This is a genomic window from Caballeronia calidae, from assembly GCF_900044055.2.
GTDB lineage: Bacteria > Pseudomonadota > Gammaproteobacteria > Burkholderiales > Burkholderiaceae > Caballeronia > Caballeronia calidae.
The window spans coordinates 99,011-119,081 of sequence record NZ_FCOX02000025.1 but is presented as its reverse complement, the minus strand read 5'-3'; the positions used below and the strand labels follow the sequence as shown (position 1 = coordinate 119,081).

18 protein-coding genes and 1 riboswitch are annotated in these 20,071 nt (G+C 65.3%); of the genes, 9 read left to right on the top strand and 9 right to left on the bottom strand.

What is annotated here, in order from left to right; translation table 11 throughout:
* Positions 1–201 precede the first annotated feature (201 nt).
* A riboswitch (yybP-ykoY riboswitch) is annotated at positions 202–373 on the top strand.
* Positions 374–381: 8 nt separating this feature from the next.
* Complete coding sequence (gene mntP, locus AWB78_RS22355) at positions 382–951, top strand: manganese efflux pump MntP (RefSeq protein ID WP_062608163.1); 570 nt, start codon at positions 382–384, stop codon at positions 949–951.
* Here the strand turns inward: mntP and AWB78_RS22350 are convergent.
* Positions 917–1,354 carry a DUF6632 domain-containing protein gene (locus AWB78_RS22350; protein WP_062608162.1) on the bottom strand — a complete coding sequence of 146 codons (438 nt, stop codon included), beginning with the start codon at positions 1,352–1,354 and terminating at the stop codon, positions 917–919. The two genes, mntP and AWB78_RS22350, sit on opposite strands and share 35 nt — an antisense overlap.
* Positions 1,355–1,531: 177 nt before the next feature.
* On the opposite strand from AWB78_RS22350, the gene alr reads away from it, so the two are divergent.
* Together alr and AWB78_RS22340 are read left to right on the top strand one after the other, a co-directional pair.
* Positions 1,532–2,635, top strand: a complete 1,104-nt coding sequence (gene alr, locus AWB78_RS22345) for an alanine racemase (protein WP_062608161.1) — start codon at positions 1,532–1,534, stop codon at positions 2,633–2,635.
* Positions 2,636–2,785: 150 nt separating this feature from the next.
* Complete coding sequence (locus AWB78_RS22340; RefSeq protein WP_062608160.1) at positions 2,786–4,591, top strand: L-lactate permease; 1,806 nt, start codon at positions 2,786–2,788, stop codon at positions 4,589–4,591.
* Positions 4,592–4,597: 6 nt separating this feature from the next.
* Here the strand turns inward: AWB78_RS22340 and AWB78_RS22335 are convergent, their stop codons facing one another.
* On the bottom strand, positions 4,598–6,220 hold the full coding sequence (locus tag AWB78_RS22335) for a D-alanyl-D-alanine carboxypeptidase/D-alanyl-D-alanine-endopeptidase (RefSeq protein ID WP_062608159.1): 1,623 nt from the start codon (positions 6,218–6,220) through the stop codon (positions 4,598–4,600).
* Between the two features lie 403 nt (positions 6,221–6,623).
* On the opposite strand from AWB78_RS22335, the gene AWB78_RS22330 reads away from it, so the two are divergent.
* The 3 genes from AWB78_RS22330 (at position 6,624) to AWB78_RS22320 (ending at position 9,104) form a co-directional block, all read left to right on the top strand.
* Positions 6,624–6,929 (top strand): DUF485 domain-containing protein, encoded by a 306-nt coding sequence (locus AWB78_RS22330; RefSeq protein WP_062608158.1) that lies wholly within the window; start codon positions 6,624–6,626, stop codon positions 6,927–6,929.
* A complete protein-coding gene (locus tag AWB78_RS22325) occupies positions 6,926–8,599 on the top strand; it encodes a cation acetate symporter (protein ID WP_062608157.1) in 1,674 nt (557 codons plus the stop codon). Before AWB78_RS22330 ends, AWB78_RS22325 begins: the two co-directional genes overlap by 4 nt.
* Before the next feature lie 208 nt (positions 8,600–8,807).
* Entirely contained in the window at positions 8,808–9,104 is a 297-nt protein-coding gene (locus AWB78_RS22320) for a hypothetical protein (RefSeq protein ID WP_062608177.1), read from the top strand.
* Positions 9,105–9,142: 38 nt separating this feature from the next.
* Here AWB78_RS22320 and AWB78_RS22315 read toward each other — a convergent pair whose 3' ends face one another.
* From AWB78_RS22315 to AWB78_RS22300, 4 genes are read right to left on the bottom strand one after another with little or no spacing between them, the layout of a single operon-like run.
* A complete protein-coding gene (locus AWB78_RS22315; RefSeq protein ID WP_062608176.1) occupies positions 9,143–10,522 on the bottom strand; it encodes a CoA transferase in 1,380 nt (459 codons plus the stop codon).
* 53 nt (positions 10,523–10,575) lie between these two features.
* Positions 10,576–11,577: a 4-hydroxythreonine-4-phosphate dehydrogenase PdxA gene (gene pdxA / locus AWB78_RS22310; protein ID WP_062608156.1), complete on the bottom strand. Its 1,002-nt coding sequence runs from the start codon at positions 11,575–11,577 to the stop codon at positions 10,576–10,578.
* Positions 11,578–11,602: 25 nt separating this feature from the next.
* Positions 11,603–12,856, bottom strand: coding sequence for a four-carbon acid sugar kinase family protein (locus AWB78_RS22305; RefSeq protein ID WP_062608155.1), 1,254 nt, complete (start codon positions 12,854–12,856; stop codon positions 11,603–11,605).
* Positions 12,853–13,857: a 2-keto-3-deoxygluconate permease gene (locus AWB78_RS22300; RefSeq protein ID WP_062608154.1), complete on the bottom strand. Its 1,005-nt coding sequence runs from the start codon at positions 13,855–13,857 to the stop codon at positions 12,853–12,855. Before AWB78_RS22300 ends, AWB78_RS22305 begins: the two co-directional genes overlap by 4 nt.
* Before the next feature lie 261 nt (positions 13,858–14,118).
* Between AWB78_RS22300 and AWB78_RS22295 the strand changes: the two genes are divergently transcribed.
* Positions 14,119–14,898 (top strand): DeoR/GlpR family DNA-binding transcription regulator, encoded by a 780-nt coding sequence (locus AWB78_RS22295; protein ID WP_062608153.1) that lies wholly within the window; start codon positions 14,119–14,121, stop codon positions 14,896–14,898.
* Here AWB78_RS22295 and AWB78_RS22290 read toward each other — a convergent pair.
* Both AWB78_RS22290 and AWB78_RS22285 read right to left on the bottom strand, forming a co-directional pair.
* Entirely contained in the window at positions 14,879–16,051 is a 1,173-nt protein-coding gene (locus AWB78_RS22290) for a thiolase family protein (protein ID WP_062608152.1), read from the bottom strand. The two genes, AWB78_RS22295 and AWB78_RS22290, sit on opposite strands and share 20 nt — an antisense overlap.
* 33 nt (positions 16,052–16,084) lie before the next feature.
* A complete protein-coding gene (locus AWB78_RS22285; RefSeq protein ID WP_062608151.1) occupies positions 16,085–17,386 on the bottom strand; it encodes an MFS transporter in 1,302 nt (433 codons plus the stop codon).
* A gap of 193 nt (positions 17,387–17,579) precedes the next feature.
* Between AWB78_RS22285 and AWB78_RS22280 the strand changes: the two genes are divergently transcribed.
* Positions 17,580–18,335, top strand: a complete 756-nt coding sequence (locus AWB78_RS22280; RefSeq protein ID WP_062608150.1) for an SDR family oxidoreductase — start codon at positions 17,580–17,582, stop codon at positions 18,333–18,335.
* Positions 18,336–18,350: 15 nt separating this feature from the next.
* Positions 18,351–19,154, top strand: coding sequence for an enoyl-CoA hydratase/isomerase family protein (locus AWB78_RS22275; RefSeq protein ID WP_062608149.1), 804 nt, complete (start codon positions 18,351–18,353; stop codon positions 19,152–19,154).
* A 4-nt stretch (positions 19,155–19,158) separates the two neighbouring features.
* Here AWB78_RS22275 and AWB78_RS22270 read toward each other — a convergent pair whose 3' ends face one another.
* Positions 19,159–20,043 carry a LysR substrate-binding domain-containing protein gene (locus AWB78_RS22270; RefSeq protein ID WP_062608148.1) on the bottom strand — a complete coding sequence of 295 codons (885 nt, stop codon included), beginning with the start codon at positions 20,041–20,043 and terminating at the stop codon, positions 19,159–19,161.
* Between the last annotated feature and the right edge of the window lie 28 nt (positions 20,044–20,071).

Genomic DNA, 20,071 nt, shown 5'->3' with positions numbered 1-20,071 from the left:
GGCTCGCGAGACCAGTTCGGTGCGGGCAACAAGTTCATCACGCCGATGATCGCGAACGGCAAGGTGTATGTCGGGACCAAGAGCGGGGTCGCGGTGTTTGGATTGTTCGCGAAGTAGCGTGTCTTCTTCGATTCGTTCGGGCCGGCGCCGGCGGGCTCATCTCCGATGGCGCTGCATCGATTCGAAGCCGTGTTAAGCTCACGGCTCTTCGCTGGGGAGTAGCCGGCTTTTCCGCACCGGAAAAGCGCTCATGTCAACACGCTCGGTCGGTCAGACCGTGGCATGGGCAGCCATCACAGGTTGGCAAGACCATCGACAGAATTCGCGACCGGTCGGGCGCGCGTTCTGTCGTTCCATCTTGCCCGACCAGAGCGCTACTCGATGAATCTCGCCTCCACCCTTTTCCTGGCCTTCGCCATGTCCACCGACGCCTTCGCCGCCGCTGTCGGCAAGGGCGCGACCCTGCACAAGCCGCGCATCGCGGAAGCGCTGAAGACTGGCGTGATCTTCGGCGTGATCGAGGCGATGACGCCGCTCGTCGGCTGGGCGCTCGGCCGCGCCGCCGCGCAGTACGTGACCGCGTGGGACCACTGGATCGCGTTCGGCCTGCTGTTCCTGCTCGGCGCGCGCATGATCCGCGAAGGCTTCAGCAGCGCGGCCCACGAAGAGGAAAAGCCCAACTCGCATTCGTTCTGGGTGCTCGCGCTCACCGGCTTCGCCACCAGCATCGACGCGATGGCGGTCGGCGCGGGCCTCGCGTTCATCGATGTCGATATCTTCTCGACGGCCGCGACCATCGGCTTCGCGACCATGCTCATGGTGACGATCGGCGTGATGGTCGGCCGGCTCGTCGGCGCGACCATCGGCAAGCGGGCGGAGATCGTCGGCGGGCTGATCCTGATCGGCGTCGGCAGCGTCATTCTGGGCCAGCATCTCGGCTATCTGAGCTGAGCTCGCGCGCCCGCCTGAGCGCGTCGCCGCGCGGCGTGAAGATCGCGAGCGCGGCGGCGACGATGAAGAGCGCGGGAACATCGCCCGCGAGATGACCGAGATGTCCGCCGCCGCCGAACGATTGCACCGCCATGATCGCGCCGTGCACGACGCTCGACCACACCGTGAACCAGATCAGGCTCAGATGTTTCAACGGCTCGCGCGATGCGATCAGCAGGAACACGCCGAGCGTCGCATAGATGCCGACGATCATCAGCGCGTACTCGGAGCGGCCTTCGTGGCCCGATTCCCACGCCCATCCCGAAGGCCATAGCCGCATCAGCGGATAGAGGCCGAAGAGCGCGATCAGTCCGACGACCACGAGCACGATACGCAGACAGGCGAGACGGCGGGCATCGTTCATGGCGGGCTCCTCGGCGCGTGCGTGGCATGAGTCGCACGATACCGCGAAGCGGGCAGAAGGCACGTCGAGCGTGGAAGGCGTTTCGACCAAAAATTTGCAAAAATATATTAACAACAACTGCTATTTGGCCGATACGATCCGTCAATTCACTGCCTCCAACTCAAAATCCAGCACGCCATGCCACGTCCGATCTCCGCGCGCATTCATCCCGACGCCGTTCGTCACAATCTCCAGCTCGTCAAACGCACGGCGCGGTCGTCGCGTGCGTGGGCCGTCATCAAGGCGAACGCGTACGGTCACGGCATCGAGCGCATTTACCCGGCGCTCGCGGACGCCGACGGCATCGCGCTGCTCGATCTCGACGAAGCCGTGCGCGTGCGCGAACTCGGCTGGACGAAGCCGGTGCTGCTGCTGGAAGGCATCTTCGAGCCGGAGGATGTCGAGACGGCCGAGCGCCATCGCCTGACGGTCACGGTGCATTGCGACGATCAGCTCGCGTTGCTGAAAGCCGCGAAGCCGCGCGCACGCATCGACATCCAGTTGAAGATGAACTCCGGCATGAACCGGCTCGGCTATCGGCCGGGCGAGTTCGAGGCCGCGTGGGAGCGCGCGTCGGGCATCGAAGCGGTCAGCTCGATCGGTCTGATGAGCCACTTCGCGAACGCCGACGATGGCGCGATCGACTGGCAGATCGACGAATTCGATGCCGCCACGCGCAATCTTCCCGGCACGCGCTCGCTGTCGAATTCGGCGGCGGTGCTGTGGCATCCGCGCGCGCATCGCGACTGGGTGCGGCCGGGCACGATCCTCTACGGCGCGTCGCCGACGGGCTGCGCGAGGCATATCGAAGGCTTCCCGTTGCGCGCGGCGATGACGCTCGAAAGCCGCATCATCGGCGTGCAGACGCTCGAGGCCGGCGAGACGATCGGCTATGGCCGCACGTTCAAGGCGGATCGCGCGATGAGAATCGGCGTGGTCGCATGCGGCTACGCGGACGGCTATCCGCGCCACGCGCCGACGGGCACGCCCGTGATCGTCGATGGCGTGCGCACGCGCATCGTCGGACGCGTGTCGATGGACATGCTCACCGTCGACCTGACGCCGTGCCCCGCTGCGGGCATCGGGGCGCCGGTCGAGTTGTGGGGCGAGCGCGTGCGGGTGGACGAAGTCGCGGAGCCGTCCGGCACTATCGGCTATGAATTGATGTGCGCGCTCGCGCGGCGCGTGCCGGTGAGCATCGATTCGGTCGTGCCGCGCAAAGAGGAAGCCCCTTCCGCCTGACCCTCGCGTAGCGTGATTCGTGCCGCGGCGCGCTTTGCCCTCGCGCCGCCGCAAAACTTGAAATCGACCTTTCGTCCCGCTATACATCAAAGATTAGGTAGTAATCCTGTAAGGAACAGTTCGAATCCTAAGATCAAAAAAGGAAGCGACATGTACCAGCAGACCTACAACCCGTTGGGCAATGCATTCCTTTCCACCATCGCCGCGGCGATTCCGATTCTGACACTGCTCTACTTCATCGCGCTTCATCGTCATCGCGATTCGCAGGGCAACGTTCATCTGGGCATTTCGGCGCCGTATGCGGCGTTCTTCGGCGTCATCGCCGCGTTCATCATTTCCTGTCTCGTATTCCGCATGCCGGTGACGTCGGCGGTGTCGGCGTTCGCGCTCGGCTCGCTCTCGGGATTTCTCGGCATCATCTGGATCGTGCTGGCCGCGATGTTCCTCTACACGATGAGCGTCGTGACCGGCAAGTTCGAGATCGTCAAGGAATCGATCGTCCACATCTCGTTCGACCGACGGCTGCAGTGCGTGCTGATCGCGTTCTCGTTCGGCGCGATCATCGAGGGCACGTCGGGATTCGGCACGCCTGTGGCGATCGCCGGGGCGGTGATGGTCGGCCTCGGCTTCCGGCCGTTCCAGTCGGCGGTGCTGAACCTGCTCGCGAATACGGCGCCTGTCGCGTGGGGCGCGATCGGCACGCCGATCGTCACGCTCGCCGCCGTCAGCGAACTCGATCAGGTCACGCTCTCCGCGATGGCGGGTCATCAGCTGCCCTTCGTATCGGTGCTCGTGCCGTTCTGGCTCGTCGCGACCTTCGTGAAGATGGAAGGCGGCTCGTGGAAGCAAGTGTTCGAAGTCTGGCCCGCGATGCTCTGCGCGGGCGGTTCCTTCGCGATCATGCAGTTCTACGCGTCCGGCAGCCACGCGCTCCACCTGATGACCGACGTGGTATCGGGCGTGTTCTCGGTGATCTGCACGGCGCTGTTCCTGCGCTTCGTCTGGCATCCGAAGACGCGCTTCCTGCTCAGGTCCGAACGTGAAGCGCTCGCGCGGGAAGGCGGCGCGTCGGATGCCGTCATCGACAAATCGCAGTGGAAGTACAAGTACTCGACCGGCGAAACGATCTATGCGTGGATGCCGTGGGTGATCCTGATCGCCTGTTGCGCGCTGTGGGGCGTGCCCGAATTCAAGAAGCTCCTCAACAACCTGTTCGCGGGCGTTCCCTTCTCCACGACGCTGCTCGGCTCGCCGTTCAAGGGCACGCTGTCCCTGCCCGTCTGGGACATGCCCGCGCTGCACAACCTCGTGCAGCGGATGCCGCCGGTCGCGCCCGTCAATGCGAAGGCGGAAGCTGCGCGCTTCACCATCAACTGGCTGTCGGCGGCGGGCACCGGCGTGTTCGTCGCGGCGATGCTGTCCGGTTTCGTGCTGCGCCTTTCCGCCACGCAATGGAAGGACGCGTTCACGCAGACGATGCGCCGCATGAAGATTCCGGTGCTCGTCATCGCGCAGGTGCTCGGCCTGGGCTTCCTCACGCGCTACTCCGGCACGGATGCCGTGCTCGGTCTCGCGTTCACGGGCGCGGGCGTGTTCTATCCGTTCTTCGCGGCGTTTCTCGGCTGGCTCGGCGTGTTCCTGACCGGCTCCGACACGGCGTCCAACGCGCTCTTCGGCAGCCTGCAGCGCATCACGGCGCAGCAGCTCAACCTGAATCCGATCCTGATCGTCGCGACGAACTCGACGGGCGGCGTGATGGGCAAGATGATCGACGCGCAGTCGATCATGGTCGCGTGCGCCGCCTGCTACGACGATCCGAAGGAGCGCTCGTTCGCGCTCGGGCCGATCTTCCGGACGGTGTTCTTCCACTCGATCGCGGGCGCGGCGGTGATCGGCGTGATCGCGATGCTGCAGGCGTATGTCTTCCCGGGGATGATCCCGGTGCCGCCGAAGTAAATCCGCTCAGTAACGCGCGTAGACGATGCCCAGTATCTTCGCTTCGTCGTCGAAAACTTCGAGCGTGTCGCTGAGCGCCGTGACCGGACCGGCGTTGTTGACGAAGAGCGCGTACGCGAGCCGGCGTCCGCTCTTCGCGTCCATGTAGCCCGCCATGTTCATCGCGATCATCTGACCGTTGGTCACGGTCGCGCCGCTCTTCACCCTGATGTGCTCCTTGCCGGCGACATCCTTGCCGATCGCCGCGAGCGAGCCGTCGACACCGAGGATCGACAGCGCGTCGCGATACACCGGGTAGATCGGCAGGCGGCTCATCACGGTGAGCAATGTCGCGGTGGTGCGCGCGGTGGCGCGGCTGTCGGGCGAGCCGCTGCCATTGGTCGGAAAGTTGAAGCCCGCGCCGTCGATGCCGAGCGTGCCCGTCAGATATTGACGCTCGGTGACGAGCGCGGCATCGACGGTGCGCGCGCCTTTCGTCAGACCTTGATACATCAGGCTCAGGTTCGCGCCGGTGTTGAGGCTCACCTTGAGTATCAGCTTCGCGATTTCGGAGTACGGCAACGAGGTGAAGCTCGCGACCCGTGTCGCGCTCGAATAGCTCTGCGGCGATGGCAACCTGCTTCTGTCGTTGGGCTGAACCGCGGGCGCCGACACGTTCACGCCCGCGCGCGTCAATGCGTCGATGAATGCGGTGCGCGCGAAAGACGGCGGATCTTCGACACGCAGATTGCTGACGTACAAGTTGTTGCCCACGAGCGGCGACGTGTAGCCCATCGGAATCGTCGCGGGCGTGGAGAGGCTTGCTTCCCCCGAGATCGTGCCGTGACAGCCCGGTGTGGCGAGGCAGCCAAGCGGGCCTTCGTCGAGCGCATCGCCCGATGTGACGATGTCCGCCTCGCTGTTCGCCGCAGTCGTGAGCGTTACGCCCTGCATGGTCATCGCGCGCGTGCGCGGACGCCAGTCGAGCTGGCCGGGCTGGCCGGCGGATGTGGGCGCGAGCGTCACGTCGATCACGTTTTCGTTCACGAGAATCGGTGAAATGAGCACGTTGCCGTTGGGCACGCGAAACGCGTCGAAGAGCCTGTCATCGACGATGACATCGCCGCTGACCGACGTGATGCCCGCCGCCTTCACTTGCTGCGCGAGCTGGTTCACGGCCGTCAGCGGATCTTCCGGCGTGAGAATGGCGCCGTCGAAGGCGCGCGCCTCGTTGTGATCGAAGTCGGTGAAGTCGATGGTGCCATCGGGCTTCTGGCGCCCGCCGAAGGTCAGATCGCCCGATGCCTTGAGGATGAGATCGCCTGTCAGCCTGCCCGATGCGTCAAGCGAGCCGTTCCGGTAGACCGGCGTTTCGAAGCGATGATCCGCGCCGATGGTGTTGAGCGCGGTTCCCACCGAATACAGCTTGCGGACCGAGCCCGTGAACGAGAGCACGTCGGGTTGAAGTGCCTGAAGCGTTTCGCCTGTGGTCGCGTCCATCACGACCATCGACCATTGGGAATTCGCGCTGGTGTAGCGCGGCTTCTTCATGACCTGATCGATGGGATCTTGCGATGAACCGCCGCCACAGCTCGCGGCGAGAAGGTTGGTGGCGATCAGCAACGGGACAGCCAGGGTTCGCGCGCGCATGTTCTTGTTCTCGTCGTTATTCAACGAAATTGAGAATAGGACGGGCGGACTGGAATACAAAGGGAAGTTCGCTCCGTTTGAAAGTCAGGTGTGCCACGCCTGTTTTTCGTGCTTCTTCCAACGCCGTGCCGTCCCCACCGCCTGAGCACGAAACCGCTTGTTTGGCGAACGCTTAAAAATACATCGCTCACGATTCGCGCTTTGCGGTGAGATTCTTCTCAAATCCCTCCGAAAATAAACCTACCGGACGGTCGGTTTATCAATAGAATGGCTGCTCGTCAGCAGTGGCGCGACCCGATGCCACGCGCGGACGACCCATCCAAGAACAAGACCGGCAATCACCCGCGCTGGCCAGAGAACAAGGATTTCGCGGCACACATCCATCCCTTTCGGAGACACATGCATGGACGAGCAGCAATTGGAGACGCTTCGCCTACACCCCGACTTCACACGCCTCGTCGCGACCAAAACGCGGCTGGCCTGGAGGCTCACCGCCGTCATGCTGACGGCCTACTTCAGCTTCGTTCTGCTCATCGCGTTTTCTCCCGCGACGCTCGGGCTTCGCATCGGCGCGGGCACGGTGACGTGGGGCATTCCGGTCGCCATCGCGTTCATTCTGCTGGCCTTTGCGCTGACCGCCGTCTATGTGCTGAAAGCCAACGGCTCGATCGACGCCCTGAACGACTCCCTGAAGGAGCAACACGCATGAAGAAGCTTCTCCCGACGATTCCGCTCGCGCTCGCAACGCTCGTCCTTGCGCCGCAGCACGCCATCGCCGCCGATGCGATCCAGGGCCCGGTGAGCGCACGTCCGCTCAACCTGAGCGCGATCGCCATGTTCTTCGTCTTCGTTCTCCTGACGCTCGGCATCACGCGCTGGGCCGCGAAGCGCACGCGCTCCGCCTCGGACTTCTACGCGGCGGGCGGCGGCCTGACGGGCTTCCAGAATGGTCTCGCGATCGCGGGCGACATGGTGTCGGCGGCGTCGTTCCTCGGCATTTCCGCGATGATCTTCGACAAGGGCTACGACGGCATGATCTACGCGCTCGGCGTCGTCGCGGGCTGGCCGATCATCCTCTTTCTCATCGCCGAGCGGCTGCGCAATCTCGGCAAGTACACCTTCGCCGACGTCGTTTCGTACCGGCTCGCGCAACGTCCGGTGCGGATCGTCGCTGCGTGCGGCACGCTGACCGTCGCGATCATGTATCTCGTCGCGCAGATGGTGGGCGCGGGCAAGCTGATCCAGCTCCTGTTCGGGACGAGCTACATGTCCGCGGTCATTCTCGTGGGCTGCTTGATGGTGCTCTACGTGATGTTCGGCGGCATGCTGGCCACGACCTGGGTGCAGATCATCAAGGCCGCGCTGCTGCTCGGCGGCGCGACCTTCATGGCCATCATGGTGCTCGCGTATTTCGGCTTCGATCTCGAAGCGCTTTTCTCGGGCGCGGTCAAGGCGCACGCGAAAGGGCAGTCGATCATGTCGCCGGGCGGCCTCGTCTCGAATCCGATCGATGCGGTCTCGCTCGGCGTCGGCATGATGTTCGGCACGGCGGGCCTGCCGCACATCCTGATGCGCTTCTTCACCGTCGCCGACGCGAAGGAAGCCCGCAAGTCGGTGCTCTACGCGACGGGGTTCATCGGCTACTTCTATCTGCTGATTCTGCTGCTGGGCTTCGGCGCGATCGTCATCGTCGGCACCAACGGCGACTTCCACGATGCGGCCGGCAAGATCATCGGCGGCAGCAACATGGTGGCCGTGCATCTGGCGGGCGCGGTGGGCGGCAACCTGTTCCTCGGCTTCATCTCGGCGGTGGCGTTCGCGACGGTGCTCGCGGTCGTGGCCGGGCTCGCGCTTTCGGGTGCGTCGGCCGTTTCGCATGACCTTTACGCGAATGCGTTCCGCAAGGGCGCGGTGACGGAAGCGCAGGAGATTCGCGTATCGAAGATCGCGACGCTTGCCATCGGTGTGCTGGCGATTCTGCTCGGCCTCATCTTCGAGAATCAGAACATCGCCTTCCTGTCCGGTCTCGTGCTGGCGATTGCCGCGTCGGCCAACTTCCCGGTTCTGTTCCTGTCGATGTTCTGGAAGGGACTCACGACGCGCGGCGCGGTGGCAGGCAGTCTCACCGGGCTCTTGTCGGCGATCGTGCTGCTCGTGCTCGGACCGACGGTCTGGGTGCAGATCCTCAAGCACGATCACGCGCTCTTCCCGTATGCGAATCCCGCGCTGTTCTCGATGACGCTGGCATTCGCATCGGCGTGGCTGTTCTCGGTGCTCGATGCGTCGGCGCGGGGCAAGCGCGAGCAGCAGCTTTACGTGGGGCAGTTCATTCGTTCGATGACCGGCATCGGGGCGGCTCGCGCGACGAGCAAGCACTGAGCGGCGATAACGCGCGCGTTGTAGCGCGCGCGTCATTTACGCCCGGTTTACATCGACGGGATGGCAACTACACTTGGTAACTGCGGCGACGATAGACCTTGCCGCTGTCCCAATCCTTCTGAGCAGTCATGAGACGGCAGGCATTGTTGTCGATCGTTGCGCGCACGGTCGATTTTGGATTCGTCTCACGGATTCGGAGGAGCCAATCATGCAAACCGTTCTAAGAAGATATTCCGGAAAAGGCGCAAAGGAACTGTTTGACCTGCTTGAGAAGCGCAAGGCGGACGTCGAAGAACTGATAGGCGGTGTCAAAGGCCTGGTGTCGTACACGCTCGTGCGAAGCGGCGACGGAGGATACTCCGTGACCGTGTGCCGGGACGCCGCCGGTGTCGATGAAAGCGTGCAACGGGCCAAGGAGTGGATCGCGACAAACGCGGGCGAAATTGGCGCGGCTGCGCCGGAGGTGATGGCCGGGCCGGTCATCGCCCACGTGAACCGGTCCTGATGCCGGGAGTGCGGCGCATGCGCAGCGTGCGCCGCTTTTCACCACTTCGCTTCCGATGTCCCCGGCGGCATCGAATTCCGCGCATATCCCGTTTCCGTCCGCTCCATCCGCGCGCTCGGCCGCACCGCGATCAACTCGCCGAATCCCGATTCATAGCGCCCGACATACGGCGCGATATCCGGCTTCGCGATCTTCAGCCCGCCATCGACGCGCCCGAGCCCTCGCAACCAGTGTCCCGTCTGCGCGAGCGAAACCTGCACGTGCCAGCTTCCGCCTTCGCGCTGCTGTTTCCACAGCGCCGCAGCCGCGCCGAACGCCATCAGAAATCCGCTCGCCATATCGAGCATCTGCATCGGCAATGGGCGCGGCTTGCCTTTGCCTTCGGCTTCGCCTTCCGCCGCGTTGAATCCCATCGCGGTCTGCACGAGCGAATCGAACCCGCGCCGTGACGACCACGGTCCTTCGGTGCCATACGCGCTCAGCGAGGTATAGACGATGCCCGGCCGGCGCTCAGCCAGCGCTTCCGGCCCGAACCCCAGCGAAGCCATCCCGCCCGGCCGATACCCCTGCGCAAACACATGCGCCTCGTCGATCAGCGTCCAGAGCGTGTCGCGATCATCGGCTGACCGGAGATCGAGCAACGCCGAACGCTTGCCGCGGCTCGTATCCGCGATCGCGGGAATATTCGGCAGATGCGGCCCGTTCACGAGCATCACGTCCGCACCGAACGCGGCGAGCGCCCGGCCGCCGACCGGCCCCGCGAGAATGCGCGTGAAATCGAGCACGCGCAGACCGTCGAGCGGACGCGCATCGGCGGACAAGGCGGGCAGTGCGCGAGGCGGCGCATCGCCGATGCGCGTGATCGTCATCAAGGGCTGCGCGGCGATGGCCTGCGCTTGCGCCGTCGCATCCCATTCGTCGAACGTGCGCAGCATCGTGACGACGAGCCCGCGCTCGGCCGCGGCGTTCTCGTAATCGCACGCGCGCCACGACAGCAACGCACGCTCCGCTTCCTCGCGCGTCGCGGTGCGCGGATCGAGCCCGAGCAGACGCAGCGCGCCATCCTGATGGTGTTCGAAGTTCGCGTGAATGCGCACGTAACCATCGGCGCATCGATAGAGGCCGGAGAAGCGCCCCCACGTCTCCGGCTCCTTGCCATCGACGGTAAACGCGCCCGTGCATTCGACCGCCGCGTGCGTCATATCGACGGACACGCGCTGCCTTTCGACGCCGCGCGCATGGGCAAGCTCGCACGCGGCCAGCGCTGCCGCGCCGATGCTCGCCTGCGCCGCCGTGCCGACAGCAAACGTGGAAGGAAAAACGGGATCGCGACCGGGAAGGTCGATGAAAGAAAGCGCATCGTCGGGCAAGCCGGCGATGCGCCATAGACGGTGCAGCGTATCGGGAGAGGAGGTCATGATCGATCGGCGCGCGTGCTTCGTATGAAGCACCCATTATCGCGCCAACCGCGTCAGTGACGCCGCGTCGCCAGTTCCGTGCCCTGACGCAGCGCTTCGAGCATGCTGCGTTCATCGGCGATGCCCTTGCCCGCGATATCGAACGCCGTGCCGTGATCGACCGAGGTGCGGATCACATCGAGACCGACCGTCACGTTCACGCCCGCTTCGAGACCGAGCACCTTCACGGGACCATGTCCCTGATCGTGATACATCGCGACGACGAGATCGAAGTCGCCGCGCCCCGCGCGATAGAACAGCGTATCGGCGGGCAGCGGGCCGGTCACGTCGAGACCACGTTCCTGCAAGATCTTCACGGCGGGGATGATCTTCTCTTCTTCCTCGCCATAACCGAACAACCCGTTTTCGCCCGCATGCGGATTGATCCCGCACACGCCGATGCGCGGCTTCGCGATGCCCGCCTTCACGAGCGTCGCGTTGCCACGCTCGATCGTGCGCTGCACGAGACCCGGCTCGATCTTGCGGATCGCGTCGATGATGCCGATGTGCGTCGTCACGTGAATCACGCGCAATTGCGGCGCGACCAGCATCATCGACACTTCGTCGACGCCCGTCAGATGCGCGAGCATCTCCGTGTGGCCCGGGAACTTGTGGCCGCCCGCGTGCAGCGCTTCCTTGTTGAGCGGCGCGGTGCAGATCGCGTCGATCTGATTCGCCTGCGCCAGCTCGACCGCGCGTGCGATGTACCGATACGCCGCATCGCCCGCGATCGCGGACAGCTCGCCGAAGGGCAGGTCGTCGGGAATCAGGCCGAGGTCGATGCAGTCGATCACGCCCGGCTCATAACGCGCCTCGCTCGCATCCTCGATGCGGCGCACCGTCGCCTTGCCGCCGACGATCTCGTTCGCGCGCTCGAGACGGCGCGCATCGCCGATCACGAACGGACGGCACTGCTGATAGACGGCATCGTGCGCGAGGCTCTTGACGACGATTTCCGGGCCCACGCCGGTCGCGTCGCCCATCGTGATGCCGATTACGGGAAGATAGTTGCTCATGATGTTCGTCAGGTGATGTCTTGTCTCAACGCGGGACGGAAAGATCCGCCCCGCGCAAATGCAGGTAGGCGCCGAGCAGCGCGTGCTCGCTGCCGAACGCGCCGGCTTTCGTGACGATCGAAGGGCCATTGCCCGCCGATGGCCGTCCGAGCGCGACGCCCGCTTCGATCTCGCGCACGAGTTCGAGGCTGCCGATGTTCGCCGCGGCGAGGATCGCGCGGGCGGTTTCGCCGCCGGTCGCGATCAGTCCGCCGAGCTTGTCGAAATGAGGCGCGACGAGCGCCGCGAGCGCATTCGACAAGAGCGCGCCTTCGGCGGGATCGAACGCGTCGTCGCGGCCGATGCGCACGATCGCGTCTTCATTGCCGCGCACCTTTGCGCCGATGCGCTCGTTCCACGCCTGCCATTCCGGATGATGCGCGCCGCCGCGCAACACGGCCGGCGGCACGATCGTTTCGCAGACGCCCGCTTCGGCGCACAGCAACGCGCACTGCCGCTCGGAGATCGCGGACAGACTGCCGACCAGCGCGAGGATCGGCCCTTGCGCCGGCTCGATGGCGCGCGTCGCAGGCATAGACGCGCTGGCATCGAAGAGATCGGGCAGCGCGGCCAGCTCACGCGCGAGACCGCCCGAGCCGACCCAGAAAAACTGCTCGTCGACGGCTGCCGTGACGCGCGCAAGCGATGCGAGATCGTCGCTGGTTTCGGCATCGACGATGATCGCGTCGATGCCATTCGCCGATGCCGCCGCCGACGCGACCATCACGGCGACGTCTTGCGGCGCGGCGCGGAACGCATCGAGCGGCACATGCGCGACGCGCAGGCCGACCATGTCCAGCATCGCGCGCAATCCGGCGTTCTGCCCGGCGTTCTCGAGCTGCCACGTTTCGGTGTCTTCGAGCGGCACGCCGCGCACGATCACGCGGCCGTCGCGCACGGTGCGGCCCGTCGCGGGAAACGCGGGTGTGACGATCGCCGGGCCGGCGATCTTGGTCAGCGCCGCGACCTCGGCGGTCCAGTTGCCGCGCAAGGTCGAATCGATCTTCTTGTACAGACGCCGTCCCGGCGCGCGCAGCGTCTGCCACGCGCTCGCCGTGCGCTTCGCGGCTTCGGCGGGCGTGAGGCGGCGCGTGTCGGTGTCGGCGGCGATGACCGCCGCGCCCGTGTCCGATGCAGCCGCGTCGAGCGACACCACCGTCTTGCGGCCCGCCGCCGCGAACGCGATCGCGCAGTCGGCGGCGCCCGAGAGATCGTCGGCGACGATCAGCAAGCTCTTCATTGCGTGGCCCCGCGCGCCTTCGACGCGGACGATGCGCGCGCTTCGCTTCGCGCGCTCACGCGCTTGGCGATGGCCGCCGTCAGGATCGGCGACACGATGGCCGTCACGACCACGCATGCCGCGACGAGCAGCGTCGCCGTCTTCGCCGCTTCTTCATAGACCGGATTGGCCGCCGCGATCAGCGCGGGAACGGCCGCCGCGTTGCCCGCGGTATTCGCCGCCGCCGCGCCCGCGACGCCCGTGCCGCCCGTCAGACGATCCGCGAAGTAGAGCGGAATACCCGTCACGATGACGACCGCGAAGCCCAGGCCGATGCCGAGCAGACCGGCTTGCCAGACCTTGTGCAGATCGAGGCCCGCGCCGAGCGCCAGCGCGAAGAACGGGATCATGACCGGCACCGCGCGGGCGAGGAAGTCGCGCATCTCGCGATCGAGATTGCCGAGCAGCATGCCGACCGCGAGCGGCAGGATGCTGCCGACGAGCGTCGGCCACGGAAACGCGGAGAGGCCCGCGACGCCGAGCGTGACCATGGTCAGGAACGGGCCGGATTCGAGCGACATGATCGTGTACGCGCCGACGTCTTCCGAGCGGCCGTACTGGCCCATCAGCGCCATGTAGAGCCCGCCGTTGGTGTCGTTCATCGCGGCGACGACGGCCAGCGTCGAAATGCCGGCGAAGAGACCCGACGTGATCGGCTGCTCGCCGAGGAAATGCCCGAGCACGACGCCCGCGATGATCGCCGTGCCGACCTTCGTCACGAACAGCGCGCCGCCTTTCTTGAGGAGATAGGGCGTTGCCTTTACGTCGATGCTCGCGCCCATGCAGACATAGAACACCGCGAGGATCGGCAGCGCACCGGTGAAGAGCGCGTTCGTGAACGAGCCGAAGAACTTCGGCATGCCGGGCATGAAGGTCGCGATCAGCGAGCCGATCAGCAGCGGGACGATCATCATCCCGCCGGGCACGCGCTCGACGGCGCGCTTGATGTGAATTTGAGCCATACGTGTCTCCAGAGTGGTTTCTGTTCGATTCAGTCACAAAATGATCGAATCAATCAACGCGAAGTGTAGTCTTTCCCTCGGTTTTGCGCAATTCGCGCGGTATTGGTGTTTACAGTGATCGGTGCGGCGAGATTTGCTTGCGCGAATGATCGAATCAGTCAAAATATGTGTCGGACGGACAGATGTGACGCGCATTCGGCGCGCCTGGGGTCTTCGTTACACTGTGCGCGCGCCGGAAATCGTCAGAACTCAGGGAAGACAATGAAAGTCGAGAAACGCCGTGAGGCCATGCTCAAGGCCGTGTTGTCAGGCATGAACGATGTCGCCGCGCTGTGCGATCACTTCGGCATGTCGGAAGCGACGGTGCGCCGCGACCTGCGGGCGCTCGCGGAAGAGCGCCGCATCGTCCGCACGTATGGCGGCGCGGCGTCGGTGGGCATGCACGAGCCGGAGGAATCGCTCGATATCCGGCGCGAGAGTTTTCGGGAGCAGAAGGAAGCGATCGCGCGCGCGGCGGCGCGGCACGTGCAGGATGGCGACACCATCTTCCTCGACGGCGGCACGACGAATGCCGCGCTCGCGCGCTGCCTCGCCGGACGCACGGAGATTCACGTCGTGACGAACAATCTGCTCGCGGTGAGCGCGCTCGCCGCGGCGGACGTGCGCGTGACGCTGATCGGCGGCGACGTGCGGCCGTCGAGCATGAGCACGCTCGGGCCCTTCGCGCAGGTGGCGCTCTCGCGCGTCACCTTCGACAAGGCGTTTCTCGGCGCGGACGGTGTCGTCGCGGGACGCGGGCTGTGCGAAGCGACGGCGGAGCAGGCGTTCCTGAAGGAATGCATCGCCCGGCAGGCGGCGGGCGTGTTCGTGCTGGTGACGTCGAACAAGCTGGAGCGCGCGAGCCAGCAGCACTGGACGCCGCTGGAGCGCGACTGGACGCTCCTCACCGATGCGTTGGCCGAAGCGCCGGTGCTCGCGCGCTTCGAGGAGCGGGGGAATGTGACGGTGGAAACCGCCGGGCTTACGTCGAAAGAATCGTGACCAGCGCGACGGCGGAATCGCCCGCGAGCTGACCGCCGTTGTTCTCCGCGAGCGCGACCTTCGCGCCGGGACGCTGCCGCGCGCCCGCCTTGCCGCGCAACTGCTGCGTCAGTTCGACGAGCTGCGCGACGCCCGTCGCGCCGACCGGATGCCCGCGCGAGAGCAAGCCGCCGCTCGGGTTCACCGAAATCCTCCCGCCGATGTCCGTATCGCCGGAACGGATCAGCTTCGGCGCATCGCCGGGCGCGCACAGGCCGAGGTTCTCGTAGTGGATGAGCTCGGCGGGCGCGGATGCATCGTGCAATTCGACGACATGCACATCCTCCGGTCCGATGCCCGCTTCCTCATACGCTTCGCGCGCCGCGCGCACGGCGACGAGCTCGCCCGTGCCATCGGCTTTCGCCGAGACGATCGAGCTCGCGCGGATGTACACCGGGCGGATGTCGTGCTTCGCCGCGAATTCCTCCGAGCAGATGAAGAGGGCCGCGCCGCCATCGCCGATCGACGAGCACATGAAGAGCGTGAGCGGATCGCTGACCATGCGGCTCGTCAGCACTTCCTCGACGCTCGTCTCCTTGCGGAACTGCGCGTGCGGATTGAGCGAGCCAGCATGACGGCTCTTCACGACGACGCGCGCGAAATCGCTCGCATCGGCGCCGGTCTTGTCCATCCACTTGCGCGCCTTCGCCGCGTACAGGTCCATGAAGAGCGAGCCGGTTCCCGTGGTCACGCCCTCGGGCAGCGGCTCTTCGAGATCGACGGCTTTGGCGAACGCGCCGAACGAAACCGACTTGTCCTCGTGCGACAGCTTCTCGACGCCGACGACCAGCGCCGTCTCCGCCTGCCCCGACGCCACCGCGAGCCACGCGAGATTCAGCGCCGAGCTGCCGGATGCGCAGGCGTTCTCGACATTGAACATCGGCTTGCCGTCGAGGCCGGTATTGCGCAGCGACGACTGCGCGCGAATCATCTCCTGGCCGGTCACGACGCCCGCCGCCGCATTGCCGAAGAACACGCGATCGACATCGTTCACCGTGACGTGCGCGTCCTTCAACGCGAGCGACACCGCTTCCTCCGCGAGCGACTTGAGATTGCGTTCGAGAAACTTGCCGAAGGGCGTCATGCCGACGCCACCGATCACCACTTTGCGCATGGTTGTCTCCATTGCATTGATTGAAAGAAAGCCTTAATCGAGCGTCTTGCCGCGCGTTTCCGGCATGCGCGCATAGACGATGCAGCCCGCCGCGCACACGGCGGCCACGTAGATCCACAGGTATTGCGAGAGACCGGCGTTGTTCATCGCGGTGACGATGGTCGGCAGCGTGCCGCCGAAGAGCGCCGCCGATACGGCATAGGGCAGCGCGACGCCCGTCGCTCGCACATGCGCGGGGAACTGCTCGGCCATCACGGTGGCGCAGGTCGCGGCGAAGCCGGACGAGAGCAGCATGCCGATGGTCACGATGACCGTCGCGGTCCAGTAGTCGCTGTTCAGAAAGTGCAGCGCGGGATACGCGAAGAGCGCGGAGCCGGCGGCGAACGCGAGCAGCACGGGCTTGCGTCCGATGCGGTCCGACAGGATGCCGAGCAGCGGAATCGCCACGAGCGAAACGACGATCGACACGACGCTCGCGCTGAACGCCTCGCGCAGCGGCAGGCCGCGCATATGGGCGAGCGTCGGGAAGAGCACGAGCCAGAGGTAGTTGCAGAGATTGCCCGCCATCGCGATGCCGATCACGCGCAGCGCCGCGCGCCGATGCTCACGCACGATCGTGACGAACGGATGCCGCGTGTGCTGGCGCGCCGACACATTTTTCCTGAACGCATCGGTTTCGGAGACCGCGAGCCGGAACCACAGCGCGACGAAGCCCATCAGCCCCGCGATGGCGAACGCGATGCGCCAGCCCCACGCGGCCATCGCGGGCGCATCGATCATCGACGTGAGCAGTGCGCCGATCGAGGCCGCCACGAGCACGCCTGCGTTCACGGCGAAGTGCTGCCACGACCCCGCGAAGCCGCGGCGCGATGGCGACGCCGATTCCATCAGGAACGTCGATGCCGAGCCGAACTCGCCGCCCGCCGCGAAGCCCTGCACGAGCCGCGCGGCGACGAGCACGAGCGGCGCCGCGACGCCGATCGACGTATAGCCCGGACACGCCGCGATCACGAGCGAGCTGCCCGCCATCAGCGCAACCGATAGCGCGAGGCCGTTCTTGCGCCCGTGGCGATCGGCATAGGCGCCGAGCAGCGCGCCGCCGATAGGCCGCATCACGAAGCCGACCGCGAATACCGCGAAGGTCGCGAGCAGCGCGATGCTCGCGTTGTTCGCGGGAAAGAACTGCCGCGAGAACAGCGACGCGAACGTCGCATAGATGATCCAGTCCGTGAACTCGACGATGGTGCCGAGCGTCGCCGCGACGATCGCCTTTCTCTGTGCGCGAGTGAGCGGCGTCGCGCCCGGCTCGGCTACGTTCGGAAGCGTGGTGTCCATGATGTCGTCTCCGTGTGAGTATGTGATGGACGCATCGTAGGTTTGGCTTTCCGCCCGCTCAAACGACATTTTTTGCTTTGTCGATTGACTTCTTCTCAATCGAACGAAAACTCAATCGACCGCGCAAAAAATGTCGTTTGAGCACACGCGATGAGGCGGCCTAGCATCGGGGCATTCGTTCAAGGAGACAGCAATGAATGCTTCATCAAAGGAAGTCGCGATCGTGACGGGCGGCGCGAAAGGCATCGGCTTCGGCATCGCGCAAACACTGGCGCGCGATGGCAAACGCATCGCGCTCTTCGATCTCGATCGCGCCGCGCTCGACGAAGCCGCGACCCGGCTCGCAGCGGACGGCGCGGACGTGATCGCACTGGCGGTCGATGTGACGGACAGCGCATCGGTGAATCGCGCCGTGGAAACGGTGATGGAGCGCTTCCAGCGCATCGATGTGCTCGTGAACAACGCGGGCATCGTGCGCGACAAGCGCATCACGCGCATGAGCGACGACGACTGGGATGCCGTCATCGATGTGAATCTCAAGTCGCAGTTTCTATGCTGCCGCGCCGTGCTCGCGCACATGAGCGCGGCGAAGCATGGACGCATCGTGAATATCTCGTCGCGCGCATGGCTCGGCGGCGCGGGGCAGGCGAACTATTCGGCGGCGAAGGGCGGCGTCGTGAGTCTCACGCGCAGTCTCGCGCTCGAATGGGCGAAGGACGGCGTGACGGTGAACGCGGTCGCGCCCGGCATCGTCGACACCCCGCTCTTTCAGGCGTTCGATGGCGAGCTTCAGGAGAAGCTGAAGAAGTCGGTGCCGGTACAGCGCATCGGTACGCCGGAGGATATCGCGGAAGCGGTGCGCTTCTTCGCGCGGCGCGAGGCGTCGTACATCACGGGGCAGACGCTCTATGTGTGCGGCGGGCGCTCGCTCGCGTCGCCGAGCGTTTGACGGGCGGAGGACATCATGACCATTCGCTACAGCGTGTCCGATCACGTCGCCGTCGTGACGCTCGATCGGCCTGAAGCGCTCAATGCGCTCGATATCGATACGCTCGTCGAACTGCGCGCGCGTCTCGCCGATGCCCGCGACGATGACGGCGTGCGCGTGATCGTCATCACCGGTGCGGGCGCGAAATCGTTCTGCGTCGGCGCGGATCTGAAGCGCACATTGCCGCCGTCGACATCGTTCGGATCGTCGTTCGTGAAGTCGATCGATCGCGCGGGCGCGGAAGGCATCTACGTGCGTTTGATGGAACTGAGCTCGTTGCGCATCTTCAAGCCGGTCATCGGCGCGATCAATGGCTATTGCCTCGGCGGCGGGCTGGAACTCGCGCTGCAATGCGACTTGCGCATCGCATCGAAGCACGCGGTGTTCGGTCTGCCGGAAGCGGTCGTCGCGAGCATTCCCGCCGTGTGCGGCATTCAGGCGTTGCAGCGCGCGGTGCCTTCCGCCATCGCGATGAAGATGCTTCTCACCGGCTGCAGGATCGATGCGGACTACGCGCATCGGATCGGGCTCGTATCGGATCTCGCGGAACCCGAAGCCCTGATGGACGATGCGATGCAGCTCGCGCGCACGATCGCATCGAACGGGCCGCTCGCGGTGCAGATGATCAAGAAGGTGATCGAGACGAGCGCGAACGTGCCGCTCGCTCAGGCGCTCGAATTCACGGAACTCGCGTGGGGCGCGATGCGCGAATCGGAAGATCGCGTGGAAGGGCGCAAGGCGTTCGCGGAGAAGCGCAAGCCGGTCTATCGCGGACGTTGATGCATCACGCCGAAAGCAGCCAAGTGCGAAACGCGGCGAACTCGGCATTCGACAGATGCGCGGGCGGATAGATCAGGTAGTACGTGAACGCGCCGAGATCGAGCACGAAGGAAAACGGCATGACGAGCGTGCCCGCGCGCAACTGATCCGCGACGAGGACGCGCTGCGCCATCGCGATGCCGTGCCCTTGCGTCGCGGCGAAGTACGCGAGGATCGAGCTTTCGTAGGAGAGGCCGCCGAGCGGATTCACGCCGTGAATGCCGGCTGCATCGAGCCACTTCGCCCAGTCTTCGCGGCGCGCGAGCGAATGCAGAAGCGGCACGTTGCGCAGGGCTTCGGGCGTCGCGTCGTTGAGATCGGGATGCGCGCGCAGGAACTCGGGACTGCATACCGGCACGAGCTCGTTCGGCACGAGGCGGTCGAAGCCGAGATCCGATGACGGCGCGTGCGAGAGACGAATGGCGCCATCGACGTCTTCGGTATTGAAGTCGACCGGTTGCAGCGATGTGGTCAGGCTCACTTCGATATCCGGATGGTCGCGATGAAACGTCGAGAGACGCGGCAGCAGCCAGTTCATCGAAAACGTGGTGTAGGCGCGGATCTTGAGCGTGCGCCGCTTGCGCGCTTCGGTGAGATTGACGGTCGCGGTGCGCAAGGTGTCGAAACTGCGGATCACGTCGGAGAGATAGCGCGAGCCCATCGGCGTCAGCGTGATCGCGCGATGGCCGCGCTCGAAGAGCAGCACGCCGAGCTGGTCTTCGAGCAGCTTGATCTGTCGGCTGACGGCGGCGGGCGTCACATTCAGCTCATCGGCGGCGAGCTGGATGCTGAGCAGACGGCCGCAGACCTCGAAGGCGCGCAGCGCGTTGAGTGACGGAAGGGTTCGCATCGAATGATGGTAGCAACGCGGGCGTGAG

Excerpts from the sequence above, each read along its gene's own strand:
- AWB78_RS22270 (WP_062608148.1), bottom strand. The coding sequence starts at position 20,043 with ATGCGAACCCTTCCGTCACTCAACGCGCTGCGCGCCTTCGAGGTCTGC.
- AWB78_RS22320 (WP_062608177.1), top strand. The coding sequence starts at position 8,808 with ATGCAAACCGTTCTAAGAAGATATTCCGGAAAAGGCGCAAAGGAACTG.
- AWB78_RS22305 (WP_062608155.1), bottom strand. The coding sequence starts at position 12,856 with ATGAAGAGCTTGCTGATCGTCGCCGACGATCTCTCGGGCGCCGCCGAC.
- AWB78_RS22290 (WP_062608152.1), bottom strand. The coding sequence starts at position 16,051 with ATGCGCAAAGTGGTGATCGGTGGCGTCGGCATGACGCCCTTCGGCAAG.
- AWB78_RS22315 (WP_062608176.1), bottom strand. The coding sequence starts at position 10,522 with ATGACCTCCTCTCCCGATACGCTGCACCGTCTATGGCGCATCGCCGGC.
- mntP (WP_062608163.1), top strand. The coding sequence starts at position 382 with ATGAATCTCGCCTCCACCCTTTTCCTGGCCTTCGCCATGTCCACCGAC.
- AWB78_RS22300 (WP_062608154.1), bottom strand. The coding sequence starts at position 13,857 with ATGGCTCAAATTCACATCAAGCGCGCCGTCGAGCGCGTGCCCGGCGGG.
- AWB78_RS22275 (WP_062608149.1), top strand. The coding sequence starts at position 18,351 with ATGACCATTCGCTACAGCGTGTCCGATCACGTCGCCGTCGTGACGCTC.
- AWB78_RS22330 (WP_062608158.1), top strand. The coding sequence starts at position 6,624 with ATGGACGAGCAGCAATTGGAGACGCTTCGCCTACACCCCGACTTCACA.
- AWB78_RS22295 (WP_062608153.1), top strand. The coding sequence starts at position 14,119 with ATGAAAGTCGAGAAACGCCGTGAGGCCATGCTCAAGGCCGTGTTGTCA.
- pdxA (WP_062608156.1), bottom strand. The coding sequence starts at position 11,577 with ATGAGCAACTATCTTCCCGTAATCGGCATCACGATGGGCGACGCGACC.
- AWB78_RS22280 (WP_062608150.1), top strand. The coding sequence starts at position 17,580 with ATGAATGCTTCATCAAAGGAAGTCGCGATCGTGACGGGCGGCGCGAAA.
- alr (WP_062608161.1), top strand. The coding sequence starts at position 1,532 with ATGCCACGTCCGATCTCCGCGCGCATTCATCCCGACGCCGTTCGTCAC.
- AWB78_RS22340 (WP_062608160.1), top strand. The coding sequence starts at position 2,786 with ATGTACCAGCAGACCTACAACCCGTTGGGCAATGCATTCCTTTCCACC.
- AWB78_RS22285 (WP_062608151.1), bottom strand. The coding sequence starts at position 17,386 with ATGGACACCACGCTTCCGAACGTAGCCGAGCCGGGCGCGACGCCGCTC.
- AWB78_RS22350 (WP_062608162.1), bottom strand. The coding sequence starts at position 1,354 with ATGAACGATGCCCGCCGTCTCGCCTGTCTGCGTATCGTGCTCGTGGTC.
- AWB78_RS22325 (WP_062608157.1), top strand. The coding sequence starts at position 6,926 with ATGAAGAAGCTTCTCCCGACGATTCCGCTCGCGCTCGCAACGCTCGTC.
- AWB78_RS22335 (WP_062608159.1), bottom strand. The coding sequence starts at position 6,220 with ATGCGCGCGCGAACCCTGGCTGTCCCGTTGCTGATCGCCACCAACCTT.